This window comes from Corynebacterium sp. H113, assembly GCF_037572315.1.
GTDB lineage: Bacteria > Actinomycetota > Actinomycetes > Mycobacteriales > Mycobacteriaceae > Corynebacterium.
The window spans coordinates 595,032-614,168 of record NZ_JBBHKZ010000002.1; the positions used below are offsets into that span (position 1 = coordinate 595,032).

Annotated in this window: 16 protein-coding genes; 7 read left to right on the forward strand and 9 right to left on the reverse strand. The window is 56.8% G+C overall.

The annotated features are described in order from the left end of the window. The first annotated feature begins 51 nt into the window (after positions 1-51). From sigE to tatB, 4 genes are all read left to right on the forward strand, one after another. Positions 52-657 (forward strand): RNA polymerase sigma factor SigE, encoded by a 606-nt coding sequence (gene sigE, locus WG938_RS03930; RefSeq protein ID WP_339977768.1) that lies wholly within the window; start codon positions 52-54, stop codon positions 655-657. A gap of 33 nt (positions 658-690) precedes the next feature. After that, entirely contained in the window at positions 691-1,062 is a 372-nt protein-coding gene (locus WG938_RS03935; protein ID WP_339977770.1) for an anti-sigma factor family protein, read from the forward strand. Continuing rightward, positions 1,059-2,360: a S1C family serine protease gene (locus WG938_RS03940; RefSeq protein WP_339977772.1), complete on the forward strand. Its 1,302-nt coding sequence runs from the start codon at positions 1,059-1,061 to the stop codon at positions 2,358-2,360. Before WG938_RS03935 ends, WG938_RS03940 begins: the two co-directional genes overlap by 4 nt. 78 nt (positions 2,361-2,438) lie before the next feature. Further along, positions 2,439-2,966 (forward strand): Sec-independent protein translocase protein TatB, encoded by a 528-nt coding sequence (gene tatB / locus WG938_RS03945; RefSeq protein WP_339977774.1) that lies wholly within the window; start codon positions 2,439-2,441, stop codon positions 2,964-2,966. A gap of 37 nt (positions 2,967-3,003) precedes the next feature. Here tatB and WG938_RS03950 read toward each other — a convergent pair whose 3' ends face one another. From WG938_RS03950 to WG938_RS03965, 4 genes are read right to left on the reverse strand one after another with little or no spacing between them, the layout of a single operon-like run. Next, entirely contained in the window at positions 3,004-4,083 is a 1,080-nt protein-coding gene (locus WG938_RS03950) for a nitronate monooxygenase (protein WP_339977776.1), read from the reverse strand. A gap of 21 nt (positions 4,084-4,104) precedes the next feature. Continuing rightward, complete coding sequence (locus WG938_RS03955; protein ID WP_339977778.1) at positions 4,105-5,244, reverse strand: Mrp/NBP35 family ATP-binding protein; 1,140 nt, start codon at positions 5,242-5,244, stop codon at positions 4,105-4,107. A 12-nt stretch (positions 5,245-5,256) separates the two neighbouring features. Beyond that, positions 5,257-5,847 carry a DUF1003 domain-containing protein gene (locus WG938_RS03960; RefSeq protein ID WP_339977780.1) on the reverse strand — a complete coding sequence of 197 codons (591 nt, stop codon included), beginning with the start codon at positions 5,845-5,847 and terminating at the stop codon, positions 5,257-5,259. Continuing rightward, a complete protein-coding gene (locus WG938_RS03965) occupies positions 5,844-7,184 on the reverse strand; it encodes a magnesium transporter MgtE N-terminal domain-containing protein (protein ID WP_339977783.1) in 1,341 nt (446 codons plus the stop codon). Before WG938_RS03965 ends, WG938_RS03960 begins: the two co-directional genes overlap by 4 nt. 91 nt (positions 7,185-7,275) lie before the next feature. Between WG938_RS03965 and WG938_RS03970 the strand changes: the two genes are divergently transcribed. Next, positions 7,276-7,776: a general stress protein gene (locus tag WG938_RS03970; protein ID WP_339977785.1), complete on the forward strand. Its 501-nt coding sequence runs from the start codon at positions 7,276-7,278 to the stop codon at positions 7,774-7,776. Here WG938_RS03970 and corA read toward each other — a convergent pair. After that, positions 7,773-8,846: a magnesium/cobalt transporter CorA gene (corA, locus tag WG938_RS03975; protein WP_339977787.1), complete on the reverse strand. Its 1,074-nt coding sequence runs from the start codon at positions 8,844-8,846 to the stop codon at positions 7,773-7,775. The genes WG938_RS03970 and corA overlap by 4 nt on opposite strands. A 116-nt stretch (positions 8,847-8,962) precedes the next feature. On the opposite strand from corA, the gene WG938_RS03980 reads away from it, so the two are divergent. Beyond that, positions 8,963-9,571, forward strand: coding sequence for a hypothetical protein (locus tag WG938_RS03980; protein WP_339977789.1), 609 nt, complete (start codon positions 8,963-8,965; stop codon positions 9,569-9,571). Between the two features lie 54 nt (positions 9,572-9,625). Beyond that, positions 9,626-9,997, forward strand: a complete 372-nt coding sequence (locus WG938_RS03985; RefSeq protein WP_339977791.1) for an ArsR/SmtB family transcription factor — start codon at positions 9,626-9,628, stop codon at positions 9,995-9,997. A 27-nt stretch (positions 9,998-10,024) separates the two neighbouring features. On the opposite strand, the gene WG938_RS03990 is transcribed toward WG938_RS03985, so the two are convergent. The 4 genes from WG938_RS03990 to WG938_RS04005 all read right to left on the reverse strand — a co-directional run bounded on the left by WG938_RS03990 (position 10,025) and on the right by WG938_RS04005 (position 19,118). Next, positions 10,025-10,387, reverse strand: a complete 363-nt coding sequence (locus tag WG938_RS03990) for an SdpI family protein (RefSeq protein ID WP_339977793.1) — start codon at positions 10,385-10,387, stop codon at positions 10,025-10,027. A 186-nt stretch (positions 10,388-10,573) separates the two neighbouring features. Next, complete coding sequence (locus tag WG938_RS03995) at positions 10,574-14,260, reverse strand: multifunctional oxoglutarate decarboxylase/oxoglutarate dehydrogenase thiamine pyrophosphate-binding subunit/dihydrolipoyllysine-residue succinyltransferase subunit (protein WP_339977795.1); 3,687 nt, start codon at positions 14,258-14,260, stop codon at positions 10,574-10,576. 109 nt (positions 14,261-14,369) lie between these two features. Next, the gene (locus WG938_RS04000) at positions 14,370-18,164 is read right to left on the reverse strand and encodes an ABC transporter ATP-binding protein (protein WP_339978809.1); all 3,795 of its coding nucleotides are present in this window, start codon (positions 18,162-18,164) and stop codon (positions 14,370-14,372) included. 105 nt (positions 18,165-18,269) lie between these two features. After that, positions 18,270-19,118, reverse strand: a complete 849-nt coding sequence (locus tag WG938_RS04005) for a hypothetical protein (protein WP_339977797.1) — start codon at positions 19,116-19,118, stop codon at positions 18,270-18,272. Between the last annotated feature and the right edge of the window lie 19 nt (positions 19,119-19,137).

A 19,137-nucleotide genomic window follows, 5' to 3' on the forward strand; every position in this document is an offset into this window, starting at 1 on the left:
TATCAGGATAAGGTCAATCAGAGCCCAGACTGATAAGGAACAATGTTCTTCATGACAATTCACGGAACCGCACCTGAAACGGCAGACGTAGCCCTTAGTGGCACGGCTGCGTTCGATGCTGGCGTGGGTGATATGCCAACGTGGTCCGAATTGGTCGAGCAGCATGCAGGCAGTGTGTATTCGTTGGCATACCGGCTCAGTGGCAATCCGCATGATGCAGAAGATCTAACGCAGGAAACGTTTATTCGAGTGTTCCGTTCGTTGAAGCGGTACCAGCCAGGAACGTTTGAGGGCTGGTTGCATCGAATTACCACTAACTTGTTTTTGGACATGGTGCGGCACCGGCAGACGATCCGTATGGAGGCACTGCCGGAGAACTACGAGCGAGTTCCAGGCAATGAGCCAACTCCAGAGCAGGTATTCGTTGATTCGAATCTCGATGCAGATCTCGAGTTCGCTTTGAACGAGCTACAGCCGGACTACCGCGCAGTCGTTGTGCTGTGTGATGTCGTGGGTTTGTCCTATGAAGAAATTGCGGACACACTCGGCATCAAGATGGGGACGGTACGTTCCCGTATTCACCGAGCCCGTACTCAGTTGCGCGCATCGTTGGAGAAGGCAGAGAAGAACAAGCGTTCCGTCGCTCCTGCATACTGATTCCCTCTGGGACTATGGTGGGCACAAGGAGGTATGGGTTTGTCTGATTACCGCTCATCGGAGCAGTTCGCGTCCACAGATCATCTGTGCACGGAGGCAGTCGCCGCGTTCGTCGACGGTGAATTGATGCCGGCTGCTCATAAGCGCGCTATGCAGCATCTACTGGCTTGCCCTGAGTGTCGCAGGGAAGTAGCTCGGCAACGCCAGGCAGCTCAGCGTCTCCGCGACTCGGGCGAGTTCCACATACCATCCGATCTACGCGCACGGCTGGCATCTCTGTCTGAATCGACAGTTCCTTCGGATGTTCCTGATGCCCGCAACCTTGCTCATCGACGTCCAGAGTCCCTAGTCGCAGCAGTCGAATCTGTGCTGCGCAATCTACGTAAAGCGAGAACCGGGCAGTGAACCGATTCGCCCCTCAACCAGGCGAAGCTGGTGGCCTTCAACGCCCACCCATCCCTGAATCACAGCTCACGCGTGACGACGAATCGTCGACAAACACATACTCCCCGTGGCACGACGATTCCACGCAGATGATCAGCGGTGCACCGGCGAAGCAGGCCGGGGCGCGTGAGGAAGATCCGGTGCGACCGATCCCGAAAGTTGATATACGGGAAGCTCTTTTTGGCCGTATCGTGCCGTGGCGATCCGTAGCGCTTGCTTCGGCAGTGGTTCTTGCTATCGGCGGTGTTGGCGGTTTTATCGGTGGCTGGGCAGGGAAGACGACGCGCGCGAGCTACGAGGCTGTTGAGCTTCGGCAGGTCGATGGTCGTGCTGGTGGTACAGATCTGACGGCGATTGGTGAGGTTGCCGAGACTATCCGGCCCGCTGTGGTGTCGATTTCTGTGGGTGCCGGCGAAATGTCGGGCGTGGGATCGGGTGTGGTCATCGACGGTGCCGGATACATCCTGACAAACAATCACGTGGTTTCAATTGCTGCCGACAAAACTGACGCAGAGATCAAGGTTCAGTTCAGTGAGGGTGGCGAAGCGCGCCAGGTGGATGCGACGCTCGTCGGCCGAGACACCATGACGGATCTGGCTGTCGTGAAAGTAGAAAACGTAACCGGGTTGAAAGTCGCCCAGCTCGCCGATTCTGATGCAGTGAAAGTTGGTGACGGCGTTGTAGCCATGGGATCACCGCAAGGGTTGCAGGGCACAGTTACCCAGGGCATCGTCTCGGCGCTCCAGCGCCCGGTGAAGTTGTCCGGCGAAGGCACCGACACCGACGGTGTCGCCGATGCAATCCAAACTGACGCTTCCATTAACCCAGGAAACTCGGGTGGTCCGTTAGTGGATATGCGAGGTGCGGTGATTGGTATTAACACCGTCATTTTCTCGGTATCCGGCGGTTCGCAGGGATTGGGTTTTGCTATCCCGATGAATACGGCAAAGAGCATCGCAGAGCAGCTCATTGCAGGGGAGCAGCCACACCACCCCTCAATTGGCGTGACGACGCGCACCGCCATCAACGGCACTCTTGCCGGCGCTGAAATCGCTACCGTCGCTGCCGGAGGGCCTGCCGAGCAAGCCGGAATCATGGAGGGCGATGTCGTGACCGCCGTCGGAGATCGCGCTGTTGAGTCTGCCGATGAGCTGACAGTGGCAATTTGGTCTGCTGCATTGGCGAAGCCAGGGGAAGCTTTGCCCGTCACGGTTGTTCGTGAAGGGCAGCGTGTCGAGTTGACGGTGACTCCGTCGTAAAGCAAGTGTTTGATTGGGCGCACGCCGTGTCGTACCTATCTGTGCGAGACGATGTGCCGTTGACTAAGGTTGATACACGTGTTCACCAATGTTGGCTGGGGAGAAATCCTCGTACTTTTCATCGTCGGCCTAGTTCTGATTGGGCCTGAGCGACTGCCGAAGCTCATCGCGGATGTGCGTGCGATGATTCTCGCTGCTCGCACCGCTATTGACGATGCCAAACAGAGCCTCGCTGGTGAATTTGGTGAGGACTTTGATGAGCTCCGCAAGCCCCTCGAGGACATCGGTCAGCTGCGTAGTCTGAATCCACGCACCGCAATTACGCGCACGCTTTTCGACGGCGACGATACGTATCTTGACTTGCTCTCCGGCAAACCAGCCGCTGGTGGAGATGCCAGTGAAGCCAGGGGAGCCGGTGCGGCCGGACAGACAGGGGCGACCTCGGCTGGTCAAGCGCCCGCCGTCTCTCCCGCTGCGGTGGCACGACCAGCGCAGACCGCCCCTGAAGTGCAACATCCTGCGCCAGCAAGCTCAAGGAATCCGAGTGACGCAGCTCCTGCGGAGCAACCACAGCAGACCAGCTGGGTCGACGACGACGTCCTTTAAAGCAGCGTTGAACCCCACGTCAGCTTGAGCGCGGTGTTCAGTGAGCTTTCGATGCCAACCAGCGAACAAGGACTCCTGCAGGGAGTTCCTGGCAGTTGACAAATCCAGTCCCGGCCCACAAATTGAGGGCTTCGGGGCTGTTGTTTTCCGCAGAGGCAGTGCGAATTGGTGAGGTCAAATAGTGCACCTGTGGGTATACCGCGGGTGCGACAGCAGTGAATTCCTTCGTGAATTGATTGACCAATGACCTGGCGAGCCGACCCGAAAAAGCACGAGTGAGAACAGTGTCCTCGAATTCACCAGACAGCAACGCTGCCTTGTGTACGGGTTTGGTGCCCGCCTCGTCCGTCGTCAAGAACAGCGTGCCAACCTGAACAATGTCGGCACCTGCAGCAATGAGCTCATCGACATCATGTGGACCCGCAACACCACCCGCTGCGATGACAGTAACCTCAGTGTCGGGCTTCGCAGCGTTCGACAGCACCGGGCGCAATTTATCGAGTAGCTCTCGAATGGAATGCGTAGGAGCAGGCTCAGCCGTTGTAAACGTGGACTGGTGTCCTCCTGCCTCGATGCCCTGAGCAATAAGCACATCGACACCCAATTCCAGGGCAGCCTGCGCATCGGCAACGTTGGTTACCGTCACGCCTACAGTAGTACCGCGTTCTTGCAGCTGCTTTACGACGCCGAGGCGAGGCAACCCGAACGTGAATGACACAAATGGGACGTGTAGGTCCGTGGTGAGGAGGCGGAGCTTGGCTTGCCAATCGTCGTCAGACCAGCGAGGTTCGCAGGGGAGTCCGACATCTGGAAAATCTCGGTGGAGGAGGTTTCGATAAACTTCCCACGCTTCGTGGTCAGCGGGATCCCGCGGATCGGACTCTGTCTCGGGAACGAAGAGGTTGATGCCAAAAGGCAGGGCGGTGTCAGAGTCGACGGCACTCAACAGCTGCTGAGTAGCGGTGATCTGGGCTGCCATGGCATCAGCCGTCAGATAGCCTGCAGCAAGCATGCCGAGGCCACCTGCGGTGGAAACTGCGGCTGCAAGCTCAGGGGTTGATGGACCTCCAGCCATAGGCGCTACAGCGATGGGAGCGGTTACGGGCAGGAGGGTCATGATTGATGCCTTACTAATGGACTAGTTTTTAGGGGTAACGCCAAGTCCCAGGGACTTGCCAGCAAGCGACTCGCGACGAACTACAAGCTTCTCAGCGATATCGTTCAACGCCTTACCAGCGCCGGACTCTGGCAACGACAGGGCAATAGGGGTGCCTTCGTCGCCGCCCTCACGCAGGCGGGTATCCAATGGAATCTGGCCCAACAACGGCACGTTTGCGCCCGTCAGCTGGGTGAGTCGAGTAGCTACAGTCTGGCCACCACCAGAGCCGAAAACATCCATCTTCGAACCGTCTGGCATTTCCATCCAGCTCATGTTCTCAATGACACCGGCGATACGCTGGCGAGTCTGGAGAGAAATCGTGCCGGCACGCTCGGCAACTTCAGCTGCAGCCATTTGCGGGGTGGTGACGATGAGAAGCTCAGCGTTCGGTACCAACTGCGACACGGAAATAGCAATGTCGCCCGTTCCTGGTGGCAAGTCGAAGAGCAATACGTCTAAGTCGCCCCAGAACACGTCAGCAAGGAACTGCTGAATCGCGCGGTGCAGCATCGGACCACGCCACACAACAGGAGCGTTGTCATCGACAAAGTGTCCGATAGAGATCAGAGATACGCCATGAGCCTGTGGAGGCATAATCATGTCATCGACCTGATGCGGCTTGTCAGTCGAACCCATCATGTGGGGGACAGAGTGACCATAAACATCGGCGTCGAGAACACCGACAGCAAGACCCTTCGCTGCCAAGGCAGCAGCCAGGTTCACCGTCACAGACGACTTGCCAACGCCACCCTTACCGGAAGCAACAGCGTATACGCGCGTACGTGAATCAGGCTGGGCAAATGGAATAACAGGCTCAGATGTCGAACCACGCACGGCATTGCGGAACTCGCGCCGCTGTTCGTCGTTCATGACGTCCGTCGTAACGCTGACGGTACCGACACCGTCAATGCCCTTAACCGCTTCTTCTGTACGTTCAACGATGACGTTGCGCATCGGGCAAGCAGCGATAGTCAAATAAATTTCGACGGCTACGTCATTGCTATCGGAAATATCAATGGACTTCACCATGCCAATCTCGGTGATTGGGCGACGAACTTCGGGGTCCTCAACCTGCGCCAACGCGGTGCGGACTTGTGCTTCAGTAATTTGTGTACTCATCAATTGTCGATTCTACGTTTCCGCCTGAGTACCGTTGCCCTCAGGCCGGTGATGTGGGCTATGGGGTAGGTCATGATGGGATTCTGGATGCGGCTGCGATTGGTACAACTTGGCCTCAATGCGTTCCAAAGCGTTCGTGACATCCTCCAGCTCTCGGCGTAGATAGTCACGAGTAACTGCGTCGCCGACTACTGCGCGCACGCCGGCAATTTCCCGTGCCAAGAACTCGGTGTCAGCCTTGGTTTCTTCCGATCGACGACGGTCTTCCGCGATAGCAGCACGGTCGCGATCCTCCTGGCGATTCTGGGCCAACAGAATAAGCGGAGCGGCGTAAGCAGCCTGGGTTGAGAATGCAAGGTTGAGCAGAATGAATGGATAAGGATCCCAGTTCCACTTCATGCCTCCGATATTCAGCAATACCCAGATGATGACGAAAATCGTCTGATATGCCAGATACTTACCCGTTCCCAAGAAACGAGCAATACTCTCAGCGACTTCGCCAACGCGGTCACCATCGAAGTTGACGATATTGCGCCGACGCTCGGTAACTGGGGTGACCAACTCATTTCGGCGGTCACTGCGATCACGATCAATCGACCTCACGACACACCTCCGTTGGTACGTGGATTTCTCGACTGTGGATTGGTCGACTGCGTGCTTTCAGACGGTGGAGTTCCTTCGGGACGAATGCCATGCTCACGCCAATCTTCGGGCAGCAAATGATCAAGCAAGTCATCGACAGCGAGTGCGCCCAGCAAATGGCCTTCGCTGTCAACGACTGGACCACACACCAGGTTATAGGTAGCAAAGTAGCGTGCAGCAGTCTCGTCGCTGTCCTCAGCGAACAAGCGTGGCAGATCTGGATCCAAGATGCCACCGATCTGCGTGGATGGCGGTTCGCGCAAGAGTTTCTGCAAGTGGACACAGCCTAGGTACTTGCCAGTCGGAATTGCCGTGGGTGGGCGGACCACAAACACCATCGAAGCCAATGACGTCGGCAGCTCGGGATCACGCGCTCGGGCCAGCGCCTCAGCAACTGTTGAGTTGGGCTGCAGAATTAGTGGATCGGATGTCATCAAACCGCCGACAGTATCTGGTTCGAACACCATCAAGCGGCGTAGCGCCTGAGACTCTTCAGGAGCCATCAAATCAAGCAACACGTCGGCGCGGTTTTCATCGAGCTCGCCGAGTAAGTCGGCAGCATCGTCTGGATCCATTTCCTCCAGAATGTCGGCTGCACGCTCAAGATTCATGTCTTCGAGCACTTCTGTCTGATCTTCGTCTGGAAGCTCCTGAATAATGTCGGCGAGCAGTTCGTCGGCAAGAGCTTCGGCGATACGACGGCGCCTCTCCGTCGGCATCGATGAGATCGCATGCGCGACGTCGGCCGGACGCATTTCATGGAATTCGGCGATAATCTCGGCATCTGAATCCAGCGGGGAGGTGCTGACCCCCAATCCATGCACGTGATTCCATGGCGCAACGTTTACTTCACGACGGCCACTCCAGCCACGCTTCGGCCCCAATACAGCAACACGTGTCAACACCCAGTCTCGGGTGCGGTTCCGCTCCAATTCGATATCCGTTACCTCTTGTGGAACACCGTGGAGCTTCTCCAGATCCGGATCATCGATCTGCACTTTCGTTCCGACGATATCGCCAATGATGGTGGACTCACCCGGGCGCGTTTTGAACTGGCGCATGGAGATCTGACCGGAAACCATGAGGATTTCCCGTGGCTCGACGACACACCGCCCCATAGGAATGAACAGGCGTCGCTTATCGGTGATCTCAACGACGAGGCCCAATGCCAACGACGATGCACCAGAAGGCCGCAAGCGAACGACGATGTCACGAACACGACCAATGGAATCACCATCGGGGTTTCGGACCTGCATGCCCACCAAACGACCCGCATACACGCGCTGAATTCCACTCATAATAGATAAGAATACAAATGAGGGAACAAGACTGTGAGTCAATGCGTTGAACAGGTAAGACGCAGCTGAAATGAGAAAGAGAGACTCTTCGATGACACGACCAGGTCAGCCTCCACAATCACATAGTGGCCGAGAGCCCTCGGTTCCTGAAGGATGGCCAGTCGGCAGTTTTAGCACGTACAGCCAGGCGCAGGCAGCGGTCGACGAGCTGAGTGATCGTGACGAGTTCCCAGTGTCAGACCTCACCATCGTCGGTGTAGACCTGATGCAAGTCGAGCGTGTGGTGGGTCGCCTCACATGGCCGAAAGTTCTGGGTGGTGGGGCAATGTATGGCGTGTGGATGGGCGTGTTCTTCGGCCTGCTGCTCGGCCTTTTCCAGGAAGACTGGATCCCGCCGCTGCTCACAGGTGTAGTCGTCGGTGCTGTGTTTGGCATCGTGCTTGCCGCGGTGCCGTACGCGATGCAAAAGGGGAAGCGAGATTTTGCATCAACAACGGAAATCGTTGCCGGGCGTTACGACGTGCTCTGCCATCCACGCAACGCTGAGAAAGCAAGGGATGTCCTTGCCCAGCGTCGCCTAGGCGGACGTTAAAGCCACTTGTTGCGTTTGAGCACCCAAACGAGGACAAGAACGATCGCCAACATAATGCCGATGACTACGAAATAGCCGTACTCCATATGTAGCTCGGGCATATTATCGAAGTTCATTCCATAAATGCCGGCTAGTGCCGTTGGTACGGCAAGAATTGCGGCGTATGCCGAGATCGTACGCATATCACGGTTTTGTTGGAGTTGGATCTTCACGGCAGCGGCGTCGATAAGTGCAGATAGTCGTTCATCGAATCCCTGGACCATGTCGGCGGCAACAAGCTGGTGATCAAGGACGTCAGACAAGTAGCGTCGAATCGCTTTGGGCATAAGTTTGCCACGCATATTGACCAGTGTGTTTAGCGCTGGGGTGAGCGGTTCGATGGCATGGCGCATCTCTAGGATTTCTCGTTTGAGGATGTACACTTCCTCGATATCCGAATCTTGCTGAGGCTCGAATACGGAGTTCTCCATGTCCTCAACGCGATCTTCCAGCTGGTGAACAATGCGCAGGTAGTTGTCAACCAACAAGTCGGTCAGCGCCCACAGCACACCAGCGGGACCCTGCTGTAACACTTCCGGGTCAGATTCGACTCGCTGGGTCATCCACTTCATATCATCGCGTGGCATGCCCATACGGATAGTGATGATGTAATCGTTGCCAACGACCATGAGCAGCTGGCCGGAATGAATGAACTCGTTCTCATCGTCGGCCAGGCCATCTGGCGAATAATGGATTGAACGGAGAACGAACACCATGTGGTCGTCGTGCATTTCGACTTTAGGGCGTTGACGTTGAGTCAGCGCATCTTCAACCGTGAGCTCATGCAAGCCGAAAACTTCGGCGATTGAGTCCATTTGTGTTTCGTTAGGCCGTGACAATGACAACCAGGTGAAGCCCTCGCCGAAACGGTTGACCTCTGCGCGACCTGAACGGTGATCGTACTTGCCAGGAAGGCGTTTACCACCTACGAACACTGCGCAATCTCTAATCGCTCCGTTGACAGTGTTATTCCCAGAGCCACTGGACGAAGACATAGCCACGCGACGGGTCGCCCGCTGATTGTCGCCCATAACAAAGCTCCTTTAACCTAGGACTGATGAAGAACCACTCAAGCATAAAGCCTACTGTCGCAGTGCTCGTAGCCGGAGCTGCACTGCTGACGTCGTGTGCTTCCAATGAGCCTACGATGAGTCGTCCCGCTGTACAGGACAGCCAGGTAACTGTGGGGGCCTATGGCACTGATCCACAGCAGTTGGTTCTGGCTGAAGTTTATGCTGGTTCTTTTCAGCGCTCCGGCCGTGAGGGCGTGACGCTCACAGGATTGGCGTCGGGGGAGCGAATCTCCGCAGTCCGTTCCGGTGAAGCGACCATGGCATTTGGCTGCACAGGCGAACTTTTAGGTTTGCTGGATCCAGCTCGTGCCCGGGAGCTTGCGGAAGAATATGCACGTGACGACGATCCTGATAAGGAACTATCGCCCGAATGGCGTGACACAACGTACGCGGCATTTTCAGAGTCTCTACCGGGGTCAATGATGGCAACAGACCCGTCGAACGCCCAAGGGTGCGATGACGTGAACAAGGCCAATCCTGGTGCATCATTGCCTCAGCATGTTGTGCCGTTCTATTCGGTGCCAGCACTGACCCGGCGTGATCGCGTTGACGCGTTGAACCGAGTTGCAGGTTCTCTAACTACAAAAGAAGTAGCGCAGATGACGAAGGATGTTGTTAACGGCGGTGAGCCAGCGGCCATCGCTGAAGAGTGGCTTGCGACCTCCAAGTTTGCAACAGGTTAGATACCTGTGGATATGTGCAGGTAGGGGGCATATCTAGGTGGTAGTGTGCCAACTATGCACGATGATCACGACGACCTGCTCCTTGCAGAGCACACTTCCCTCGATCTTGATTCGCCGTATATCGACGTAGCAGTGGAAGTGTTTTCCATGCTTGCCGATACGACGCGACTGAAAATCGTTTTGGCTTTGCGCGACGGCGAATTGCCTGTTGGGGAAATTGCCGAGAAGGTAGAAAAGACCCCAACCAGCGTTTCCCAGCATTTAGCAAAACTACGCCTGGCTCGCATGGTGACTACACGTCAGGAAGGTACTCGTGTCTATTACTCTATGCAGGACGAGCACGCTTTAAACTTGGTGTCTCAGGCTATCTATCAGGCTGAACACGCGATTGACGGGGATTGGCCACCGCATCAGCGTCATCGCTAGTTGGCTGTGCCAACGAGGTCGGCCTAATTACTTGGTCGATGCTTCGCGAGCCGCGCGGTTACCCAGAACCGCCGAATAGGTAATCAGGGCGACGGCAATTGTTGCACCCACCAAGATGGTGATGATCACTCCAAGCATGTACTGCTGGAACAATGCACCCAGGCCACTGAGCATCATGATTGCGCCCGCAACCATCGTGATGGTCTTGGTGCGTTGATGGGCACGGAGCCAAGCTTCATCACTGGCGATTGTTGCAGAAGTACGAATCCCGGCGATGGCGTTTCGCTTAAGTTTCCCCGATGCCGCCGCGGAAGCGACCCACATGATGACCGCTCCGCCAACTACCATCACGACGAACAAGATAATCCGCATTACTATGTCGCTGTCCATGCTTCCATGGTATCAAAATGCCTGTTCATGGGGCTTTTCGACGTTTCGATGAGTTAACCCGGTCGAATGTGCCCAAAAGCGAAAAGGGTGGGAGTTTCCGTGGAAACTCCCACCCTTCATTGGCTAGTGAACTAAGTTGACCAGCCAATATCGCTTAGAAAGCTAAGGCTCTCGGCAATCCCGGGATTAGCGGAACGCCTCTTCCAGGAGCGCCTTTTCTTCCATTGCGTGAACCTTTGCAACACCGGTTGCAGTCGAGGACTGTGCGCGGCGAGAGACACGCTTCAGCTTTGGCATGTCTGGCAGCAACTCTGGAAGCTGCAGTGCCAGGAATGGCCATGGGCCCTGGTTCGCTGGTTCATCCTGAACGAAGCGAACTTCGGTGGCGTTCGGGTAAGACTCGAAGGTCTCGCGCAGACGGTTGAACGGCACTGGGTGCAGCATTTCCAGTCGGACAATAGCGGTGTCCTCGTGGCCTTCCTTCTGACGCTTCTTCTCGAGCTCCCAGTAGATCTTGCCGGAGCACAGCAAGATCTTAGTGACCTTGCTCTTGTCCTTGCCTGCGAAGTTCTGATCGTCGATGACGGACTGGAACTTCTTGACATCGGTGAACTCTTCGGGGCCAGACACTGCCATCTTGTTGCGCAGCATCGACTTCGGAGTGAAGACAACCAATGGTCGGTGCAGATCCGAGAGAACGTGACGACGCAGCAAGTGGAAGTAGTTCGCAGGAGTCGAAGGCTGTGCGACCGTGTAGGAACCTTCTGCACACAGCTGCAGGAAGCGCTCGATGCGAGCGGAGGAGTGGTCAGGTCCCTGACCCTCGTAGCCGTGTGGCAGCAGCAGGATCAGCTTGGAGGTCTGACCCCACTTGGCTTCACCGGATGCGACGTACTGGTCGATCATGGTCTGAGCGCCGTTAGCGAAGTCACCGAACTGTGCTTCCCAAGCGACGACTGCATCTGGGTTACCCAAGGTGTAGCCGTACTCGAAGCCCATGCCTGCGTACTCGGTCAGAGCGGAGTTGTAGACCATGAAGCGGCCACCGTTGCCCTGTGCCTGACCGTAGGCGTCCATTGCGTTGTACTCGTCGCCCGTGTTCGGGTCGACGAATACTGCGTGACGCTGGGTGAAAGTACCGCGACGGACATCCTCACCAGCGAGGCGAACGGTGCGACCAGCACCAGTGAAGGAACCGAAAGCGAGGAGCTCTGCGGTACCCCAGTCGATGCCACCCTCCTGTGTCATCTGTGCGCGCTTCTTTGCGACAGGGCGAACGCGAGGGTGAATGGTGAAGCCTTCTGGCGTGTTGATGAATGCCTGGCCCATAGCCTGCAGCTCGACCTTGTCGATGCTGGTGTCCAGACCGTGTGGCAATGGCTGGGAGCCAGCAATACCAGTCTGGTCACCTGGCTTGCCACCCTTGTTAGAGGAGCGGACTTCGTTGAAGACTGCTTCCATCTGATCGTGGAAGTCCTGGCGAACTGCTTCGTACTCTTCCTGGGACAGGTCACCGCGACCAATGAGGTCTTCGGTGTACTGAGCGCGAACGCCTTCCTTGTTGTCGATGACGCCGTACATTGCTGGCTGGGTCATCGATGGATCGTCGGCCTCGTTGTGGCCACGCTTGCGGTAGCAAACGAGGTCGATGAAGACATCCTTGCCGAAGCGGTTACGGTAATCGACTGCGAGCTTACCGACCCAAGCAACTGCCTCCGGGTCATCACCGTTGACGTGGAAGACTGGGCAACCGTAGGTCTTAGCAATGTCGGTGCAGTAGTAGGAGGAGCGACCGCTATCTGGCGACGTCGTAAAGCCGATCTGGTTGTTCACGATGATGTGAACGGTGCCGCCGACCTTGTATCCGCGCAGAGCCATCAGGTTCAGGGTTTCCTGAACGATGCCAAGGCCTGCGAATGCTGCGTCACCGTGGAGCAGCATTGGCATAACGGTGTAGCCCTCGTCGCCGAGATTGAGCATGTCCTGCTTAGCGCGGGCGAGACCCTCAACAACAGGGTTGACAGCTTCGAGGTGCGATGGGTTAGCAGTCAGCGTGACGTCGATTTCGCCTTCGCCGAACATCTGGATATGGCGACCCTGGGTACCGAGGTGGTACTTCACGTCACCAGAGCCACCAGCCTGAGCTGGGTCCATGTTGCCTTCGAACTCAGTGAAAATTTGGCTAAAAGGCTTGCCGACGATGTTCGCCAGAACATTGAGGCGACCACGGTGAGGCATACCGATGACAACCTCGTCGAGGCCAGCGCCAGCAGCGGTGTCGATTGCCGAGTCCATCAAAGGAATAAGCGACTCTGCACCTTCGAGGGAGAAGCGCTTCTGGCCGATGTACTTGGTCTGCAAGAAGTTTTCGAATGCCTCAGCTGCATTCAGCTTCTGCAGGATGTACTTCTGCTCGGCATGGGTTGGCTTTGGCTGGCCACCTTCGACGCGCTCCTGCAGCCACTCACGCTCATCAGCATCGAGAATATGCGTGTACTCGGTACCGACCTTGAGGCAGTAAGCATTGCGCAGGCGAGACAGTACCTCGCGCAGCGTCATGGACTCCTTGCCGCCGAAACCACCGACGTTGAACGTGCGGTCGTAGTCCCAAACCGACAGGCCGTGGTAAGCGATATCTAGGTCACGGTGGTCTGGAGTGATGATGTTCGGGTGGTCAAAGTGCAGCGGGTCAATGTCTGCCAGCAGGTGGCCACGGGACCGGTATGCCTCGATGAGGCGCATAACGCGGGTGTTCTTGTCGATACCCGTGTTCGGCAAATCCTGTGCCCAGCGGACAGGGGTGTAAGGAACACCCATGACTTCGAAGATGTGATCCCAGAACTTGTCGTCGATAAGCAGGTTGCTCATCGTGCGCAAGAACTCACCAGACTCTGCACCCTGAATGATGCGGTGGTCGTAGGTGGAAGTAATGGTGACAAGCTTGCCAACACCGAGCTCGGCAAGACGGTCTGCCGAAGCGCCAGCGAACTCTGCTGGGTAATCCATCGAGCCGACACCAATGATGGCGCCCTGGCCCTTGGTCAAACGCGGAACCGAGTGGCGGGTACCGATGCCACCTGGGTTGGTCAGCGAAATGGTGACGCCCTGGAAATCCTTGCCGGTCAGCTTTCCGACACGGGCGCGAGAAACGATGTCCTCGTACGCATCCAGGAACTCCTTGAAGGACAGCGTTTCACATTCGCGAATAGCTGCTACAACGAGGGAGCGGGAGCCGTCCTTTGCTGGCATGTCGATAGCCAGCCCCAGGTTGATGTGCTCTGGAGTAACCAGGACTGGCTTGCCGTCAACAACCTTGTAGCTGTTGTTCATGTCTGGGTGCAGCATGACAGCCTTCACCATGGCGTAGCCGATGATGTGGGTGAAGGAAATCTTGCCACCACGAGAACGCTTCAGCTGATCGTTAATCAGAGCGCGGTTCTCGAACATGAGGCGAGCTGGCATATCGCGTACAGACGTCGCGGTTGGAATCTCCAGCGAGATATCCATGTTCTTGGCGATAGCCTTAGCGACACCGCGCAATGGAGCCTCGCCGGATTCAACGTCGCCGACCTTTTCGACAGCATCCATTGGAGACTGCTTAGGCTTACGAGCTGGCTGCTTCTGTGGAGACTGGGTTGGTTCCACGCCCTTGGATGGGCGCTTTCCGGTTTCCTTGGCCTCAGCTGCAGTCGCAGCAGCGGATGACGCTGCTGGACCTGCGGTTACTGGCTGAACGTTGGCCTCCATACCGGAGGCGTTCTTAGCGAAGTAATCACGCCATTCCTGACTCAGGGACTGCGGATCCTTCTTGAACTGCTGGAACATCTCGTCGACCAGCCATTCGTTCTGGCCGAAGCTCATGTCGCTGCTCACGGCAGGTACTCGCCTCATTTCGTGTTTGTTTGCATGCACCGCAGGGTTGAAGCGGAGAACAACAATGCGGAAGATAATTTTTGTTGGTCAATCAAGCATAACCGCATCTTTATGAAGTCTCCATGACCCCGTTGCCCTTATGGTACGTGTCCCAAAGCTTTTGGTAGTAGCCGCCCGCCCGGAGCAATTCAGAATGGGTGCCCTCCTCGACAACGCGTCCTGCCTCGAGGACAATAATTCGATCTGCTCGTGCTGCTGTAGCAAGGCGGTGAGCGACGATCACAGATGTCTGTCGACGAGTGGCCAAATGGGCTGCATTCAAGACGGTGGCCTCGGTGGCTGGGTCAAGGGTTGCTGTGGCTTCGTCGAGAAGCAGGAGCTTGGGTTCGACGAGCTGAGCCCTCGCCAGTGCGATGATCTGTCGCTGCCCCGAAGAGAGGCCACGCCCGCGTTCCCCGACAGGGTGGTGAAATCCGCCGGGGATGCTCGCAATGATATTGAGCGCTCCAACCCGACGAGCTGCAACGGTGATCGCCTGGGGAGTCGCCTCGGGGTTTCCATACGCAATATTCGATGCGATCGTTCCGGTAAACAAATGCGGTTCTTGCGGGACATAGCCAAGGCTGGTGCGCCAGTCGTGGAGAGGAAACTCACGAATGTCTGTGTCTTCCGCCGTGACTCGCCCTGCAACAGGATCATGGAACCGTGCAAGAAGCTTAACGACGGTCGACTTTCCAGCTCCAGTCGCGCCAACGACGGCGACAGTTTCGCCGGGAGAAATCGAGAGGGAGAAGTCCTGCAAAATTGCAGGGGCGTTCGCAGTCATGGAGTAGCGGAAGTCGACACCGTCAAGGCTGATCTCACCGCTGGCGGCGGTGTGAGCGCCAGGGTGGGTGCCGTCGTCAGGCATTGGCGGGCTGGACAGGAGACCCGAGATGCGGTCGAGGCCAACCTTTGCTTGCTGGTATCCGTCGAAAACTTGGGATAGCTGCTGGATCGGTCCGAAAAGCATACCGAGGTAGAGGGTGAATGCGATGAGTGTTCCGGGGGATGCGGTCCCGCTCATCACTTGTTGAGCACCTACGGCGAGAACGGCTGCCGTCGTGAGTTCAGCGACGAAGTTGATACCAGGGAAGAAGACAGAAACGGCGACCTGAGCACGATTGCGAAGTGTTCGATAGAGGGCGGATTCTTCAGAGAAGTCGGCCAAGATGTCGTCGCGACGCTGGAAGGTTTGGACGTTTCGGAGTCCACCGATAGCTTCCTGGAAATCAGCGTTGACGGTTGAAACCTGCTCGCGAGCTGCTTTGTAGAGCTTGGACGAAATACCTCGAAAAATGGTCGTCGCGACGGCGATGATGGGGACCGCAATCAATGCGACCATGGCGAGCGACACGTCAGTGGAAACCAACATGATCGTGACACCCGCGAGAGTGAAGAGGGCCGTAATGGCCTGGGCTACACCAGTCTGCAGGAATGACGACAGGGCATCGATGTCGGTAGTCATCCTGGTCATGATGCTGCCGGATCGCTGACTTTCAAAGTAGTTCAGGCCAAGCGAATTCAGGTGGCGATACGAGCGAATCCGAAGTGCATAGAGAAGTCGTTCACCAGTACGCGATGCCAATACCGTGGTGCCAGCGACTGCGAGCCAGCTGGTAGCTACAACGAATAAGCCACCCAGAGCCGCTAGCCACAAAGACTGTTCGTTGCCTTGGGTGATGCCTCGGTCAACTGCGTGACGGACAAGCATCGGAAATGACAAATCTGCGGCAGCAGATACTGCGAGCAATACGACAACAGTAGTAATGAGCCATTTCGCGTGACCCAGGAGAGCCCGAAGCGAAAATGATTCCGATCCATCGAAAGCAGCTGTACGGATAGCAGGCTCTTCTGTGGCAGGGGGCAATGCCTCAATGCGTTGAAGCAACTCGGGAGTTGCAGGTGCGTTGAGCATTGCAGAACCCATCGGGCCACCACCGCCACCGCCGCGTCCAGGCGGGCCTTGAGGCGCTGCCGTGGCCGCATGCGAAGCCACCATGCGTTGCGACGTGGACTGCGACGCTACACCAGCACTATCGGCGTCAGCCGTATCTGGCCAAAGTTCCACCCACGTCGGCCCCGCCGCATCTGGTTCGTCAAGGACTAACGGCAATTGCCCCGAGTTAGATGCCGCATGCGCTGCACGGGCTTGCGCCAACTGCTGTGGCGTGACGTCCATCAGATTGACAAAGCGCGGATGCGTAGCAGCGAGCTCATTCCACGATCCATGCCCTGTTATGGCCCCTTCTTCCATGACGACGATGTCGTCAGCGATGTCGAGCGTCGACGAGCGGTGAGCCACGACGATGACGGTGGTGTCGACACAGCGTCGTCGTAAAGCGTTGAAAATGAGGGCTTCGGTGGATGCGTCGATTGCGGAAGTCGCATCGTCGAGAACCAGAATGCGGGGATTGGCAAGGAAGGCACGGGCGAGAGCAACGCGCTGGCGTTGACCGCCGGAGAGATTATGGCCACGCTCGCCGATAACGGTATCCCAGCCGTTGGGGAGCTGATCAACGAAGGTGACCTGGGCATCGGCGGCGACCGCTTCGAGTTCCGCGTTGGAAGCCTGCGGATTGGCAAAGAGGATATTGTCGCGCAAAGTGCCGGAGAAAAGGTGTGGTTCGTCGGGGACGACGGTAACGATGGAACGAGCATCATTGCTCGACAGTGCAGTGAAGTCGACTGTCTCACCGTTACTTCCCAAAAGGGAAATACTTCCCGAGTCTGGCTGGTAAAAGCCACCGAGTAGCTCGGTAAGAATGGTCTTACCGGCGCCCGGTGGACCCACCAGCGCGAGAGTGGTGGCAGGTGGCACCGTGACCGAAAAGTCTGACAGCAGCACCCGGTTCTTGCGAGAGTGCGACACGTTGTCGAGGACGAGGCCTACTGGGCCATCTGGAATTGGAGCAGAGGTGGCGGGGCCTGTGTAGTCAGGCTCGGTGCGGATCACTTCAGCCACGCGGTCAATGCTCGCGGAAGTCAGCTGCAAGCTGATGAGCATGTTGGCCAACAAACGCGACAGCGTCGTCATGGTGGTGAGATATGTCGCGAACGCGACGAAGGTGCCGACCGTAATATGCCCATGCAGCGCCAACCAGCCACCAACCGCGATATTTGCCACCAGCGATACCTGAGGTAATGACTGCAGCGCGGGCTGATACCGCGCATTGAGCTTGGCTGCTCGCAAACGCAGACTGTACAAGCGACGAGACAGTGCGGTCAGCTTTTCCGACTCTCGATCTTCCTGGCCGAATGCCTTGACGACGCGTACGCCCGTCACAGTTTCCTCGACATGTGTGGCGACATCGGCAGCTTGTTGCTGCGCTGACCAGGTCGCGGCATGAAGAATACCTCGAGATTTGAGCGCGACTCCGACGATCATCGGGACAACCGCGAGACCAACAAGGGTGAGTGGAATCGACAACGTCACCATGACGATGATGGTCAAAACGAGTTTGATCAGCGATCCGAGCGTCAAAGGCAGCATCGCCAAAAGACCCTGAATAGCTTGCAGGTCGGAGATAGACCGGGACACCACTTGGCCGGTTCGGATGCGGTCTTGGGCCGGGCCGTCGAGAAGTGTCAGTGAGTCGAGCAAACGCACACGCAAATCATGCTGGACATCAAGCGAAAGTTTGCCCGAGAGAAATCGTCGAGCTCCTTGAGCCACAAAGCGAATGATGCCGACGGCGATAAATACAGAGATCACCGCAGTCAGTGGTGACAACTGAGGGAAGGTCTGGGCAGCCATGCCACCCGTCCCTTGGCCAGTTGCAGTGTCGATGGCATCGCGGGTGAGGAGTGGAAAGACGGTTTCAAGAATGACGACCGCTAGCGTTGCACCAGCGACACCGAGCATTGTGCCCAAGTGCCGTGTGCACGCCTTCCACAAAAACGATGTCGCAGATGATGTTGCTTTATTCATGTGTGTGCTGGGAAACGCAGAAGTGGGATTCCCCGACGACTACTTTTTGGCATCTGCAGAAATTGCAGAGTTGCGAGCAGATTCGACGTTGTCAGTTTTATCGTGAGCGTCTGCCACCGCGTCAAACTCAGTCCAATTGTGGGGGAGTGGACCAAGCGAGGTACGGGTGTTTTCGATGAGCATCTTGCCCAGCTTTCGGTTGGCTACAGAGCCAACGACGACACCGATACCCATTGGCATAATCTTGCCCAGGAGTGCAGCTCGCCCTGACTTCATCAGGCGTTTTTGTGCTTCCTTGAACAGCAGCTTGTTCATTCCACCGAGCTGGGGGACACCCAGGGTATTAATCATGGTGCCGGCATTGGTGCTTGCGTTGTTGCGACGAATGGCTGCCAGGCTCGAGTCTCCCATTGTCGTAGCGACCAGCGCGGTACCTCGTGCACCGGTGAGTGAGACGAGAATGAGGCTACGACGACGCTCCCGTTCAGAGATGTCGATGCCACGGAGTTCTGCTGATGCAAGAGCGTGCCACGCTGCAGCTTCGAGAAACAGCAAGGATTCGCCTGCTACCGCCAAGGTGCCGGTGACAAAGCCCACGCCCGGAATCACTGCTGCACCGCCAGCTGCACCGCCTGTGCCGGTGACGATATTCAACAAGTGCTTATCGATCCGTTGCTGAATCTGAGCCGGAGTGTCTTTCGGCGACTTCTTGCGAAGGCTGCGGACATAGGCAGAAATAGCGCTTGTCTGCCACGACATTGCGTTATCCAGGGTGCGGATGAGCAGCTTGCCAACCATGCCTGCGTCACGTTCGAGCGCCACTGGATCTGAACCAACTGCATCGGTGACGGAGCTGTCCTTAGAGTTCTGCCTCTTGTTGCCGATCATCGGTAGGTACCTCCTTGAG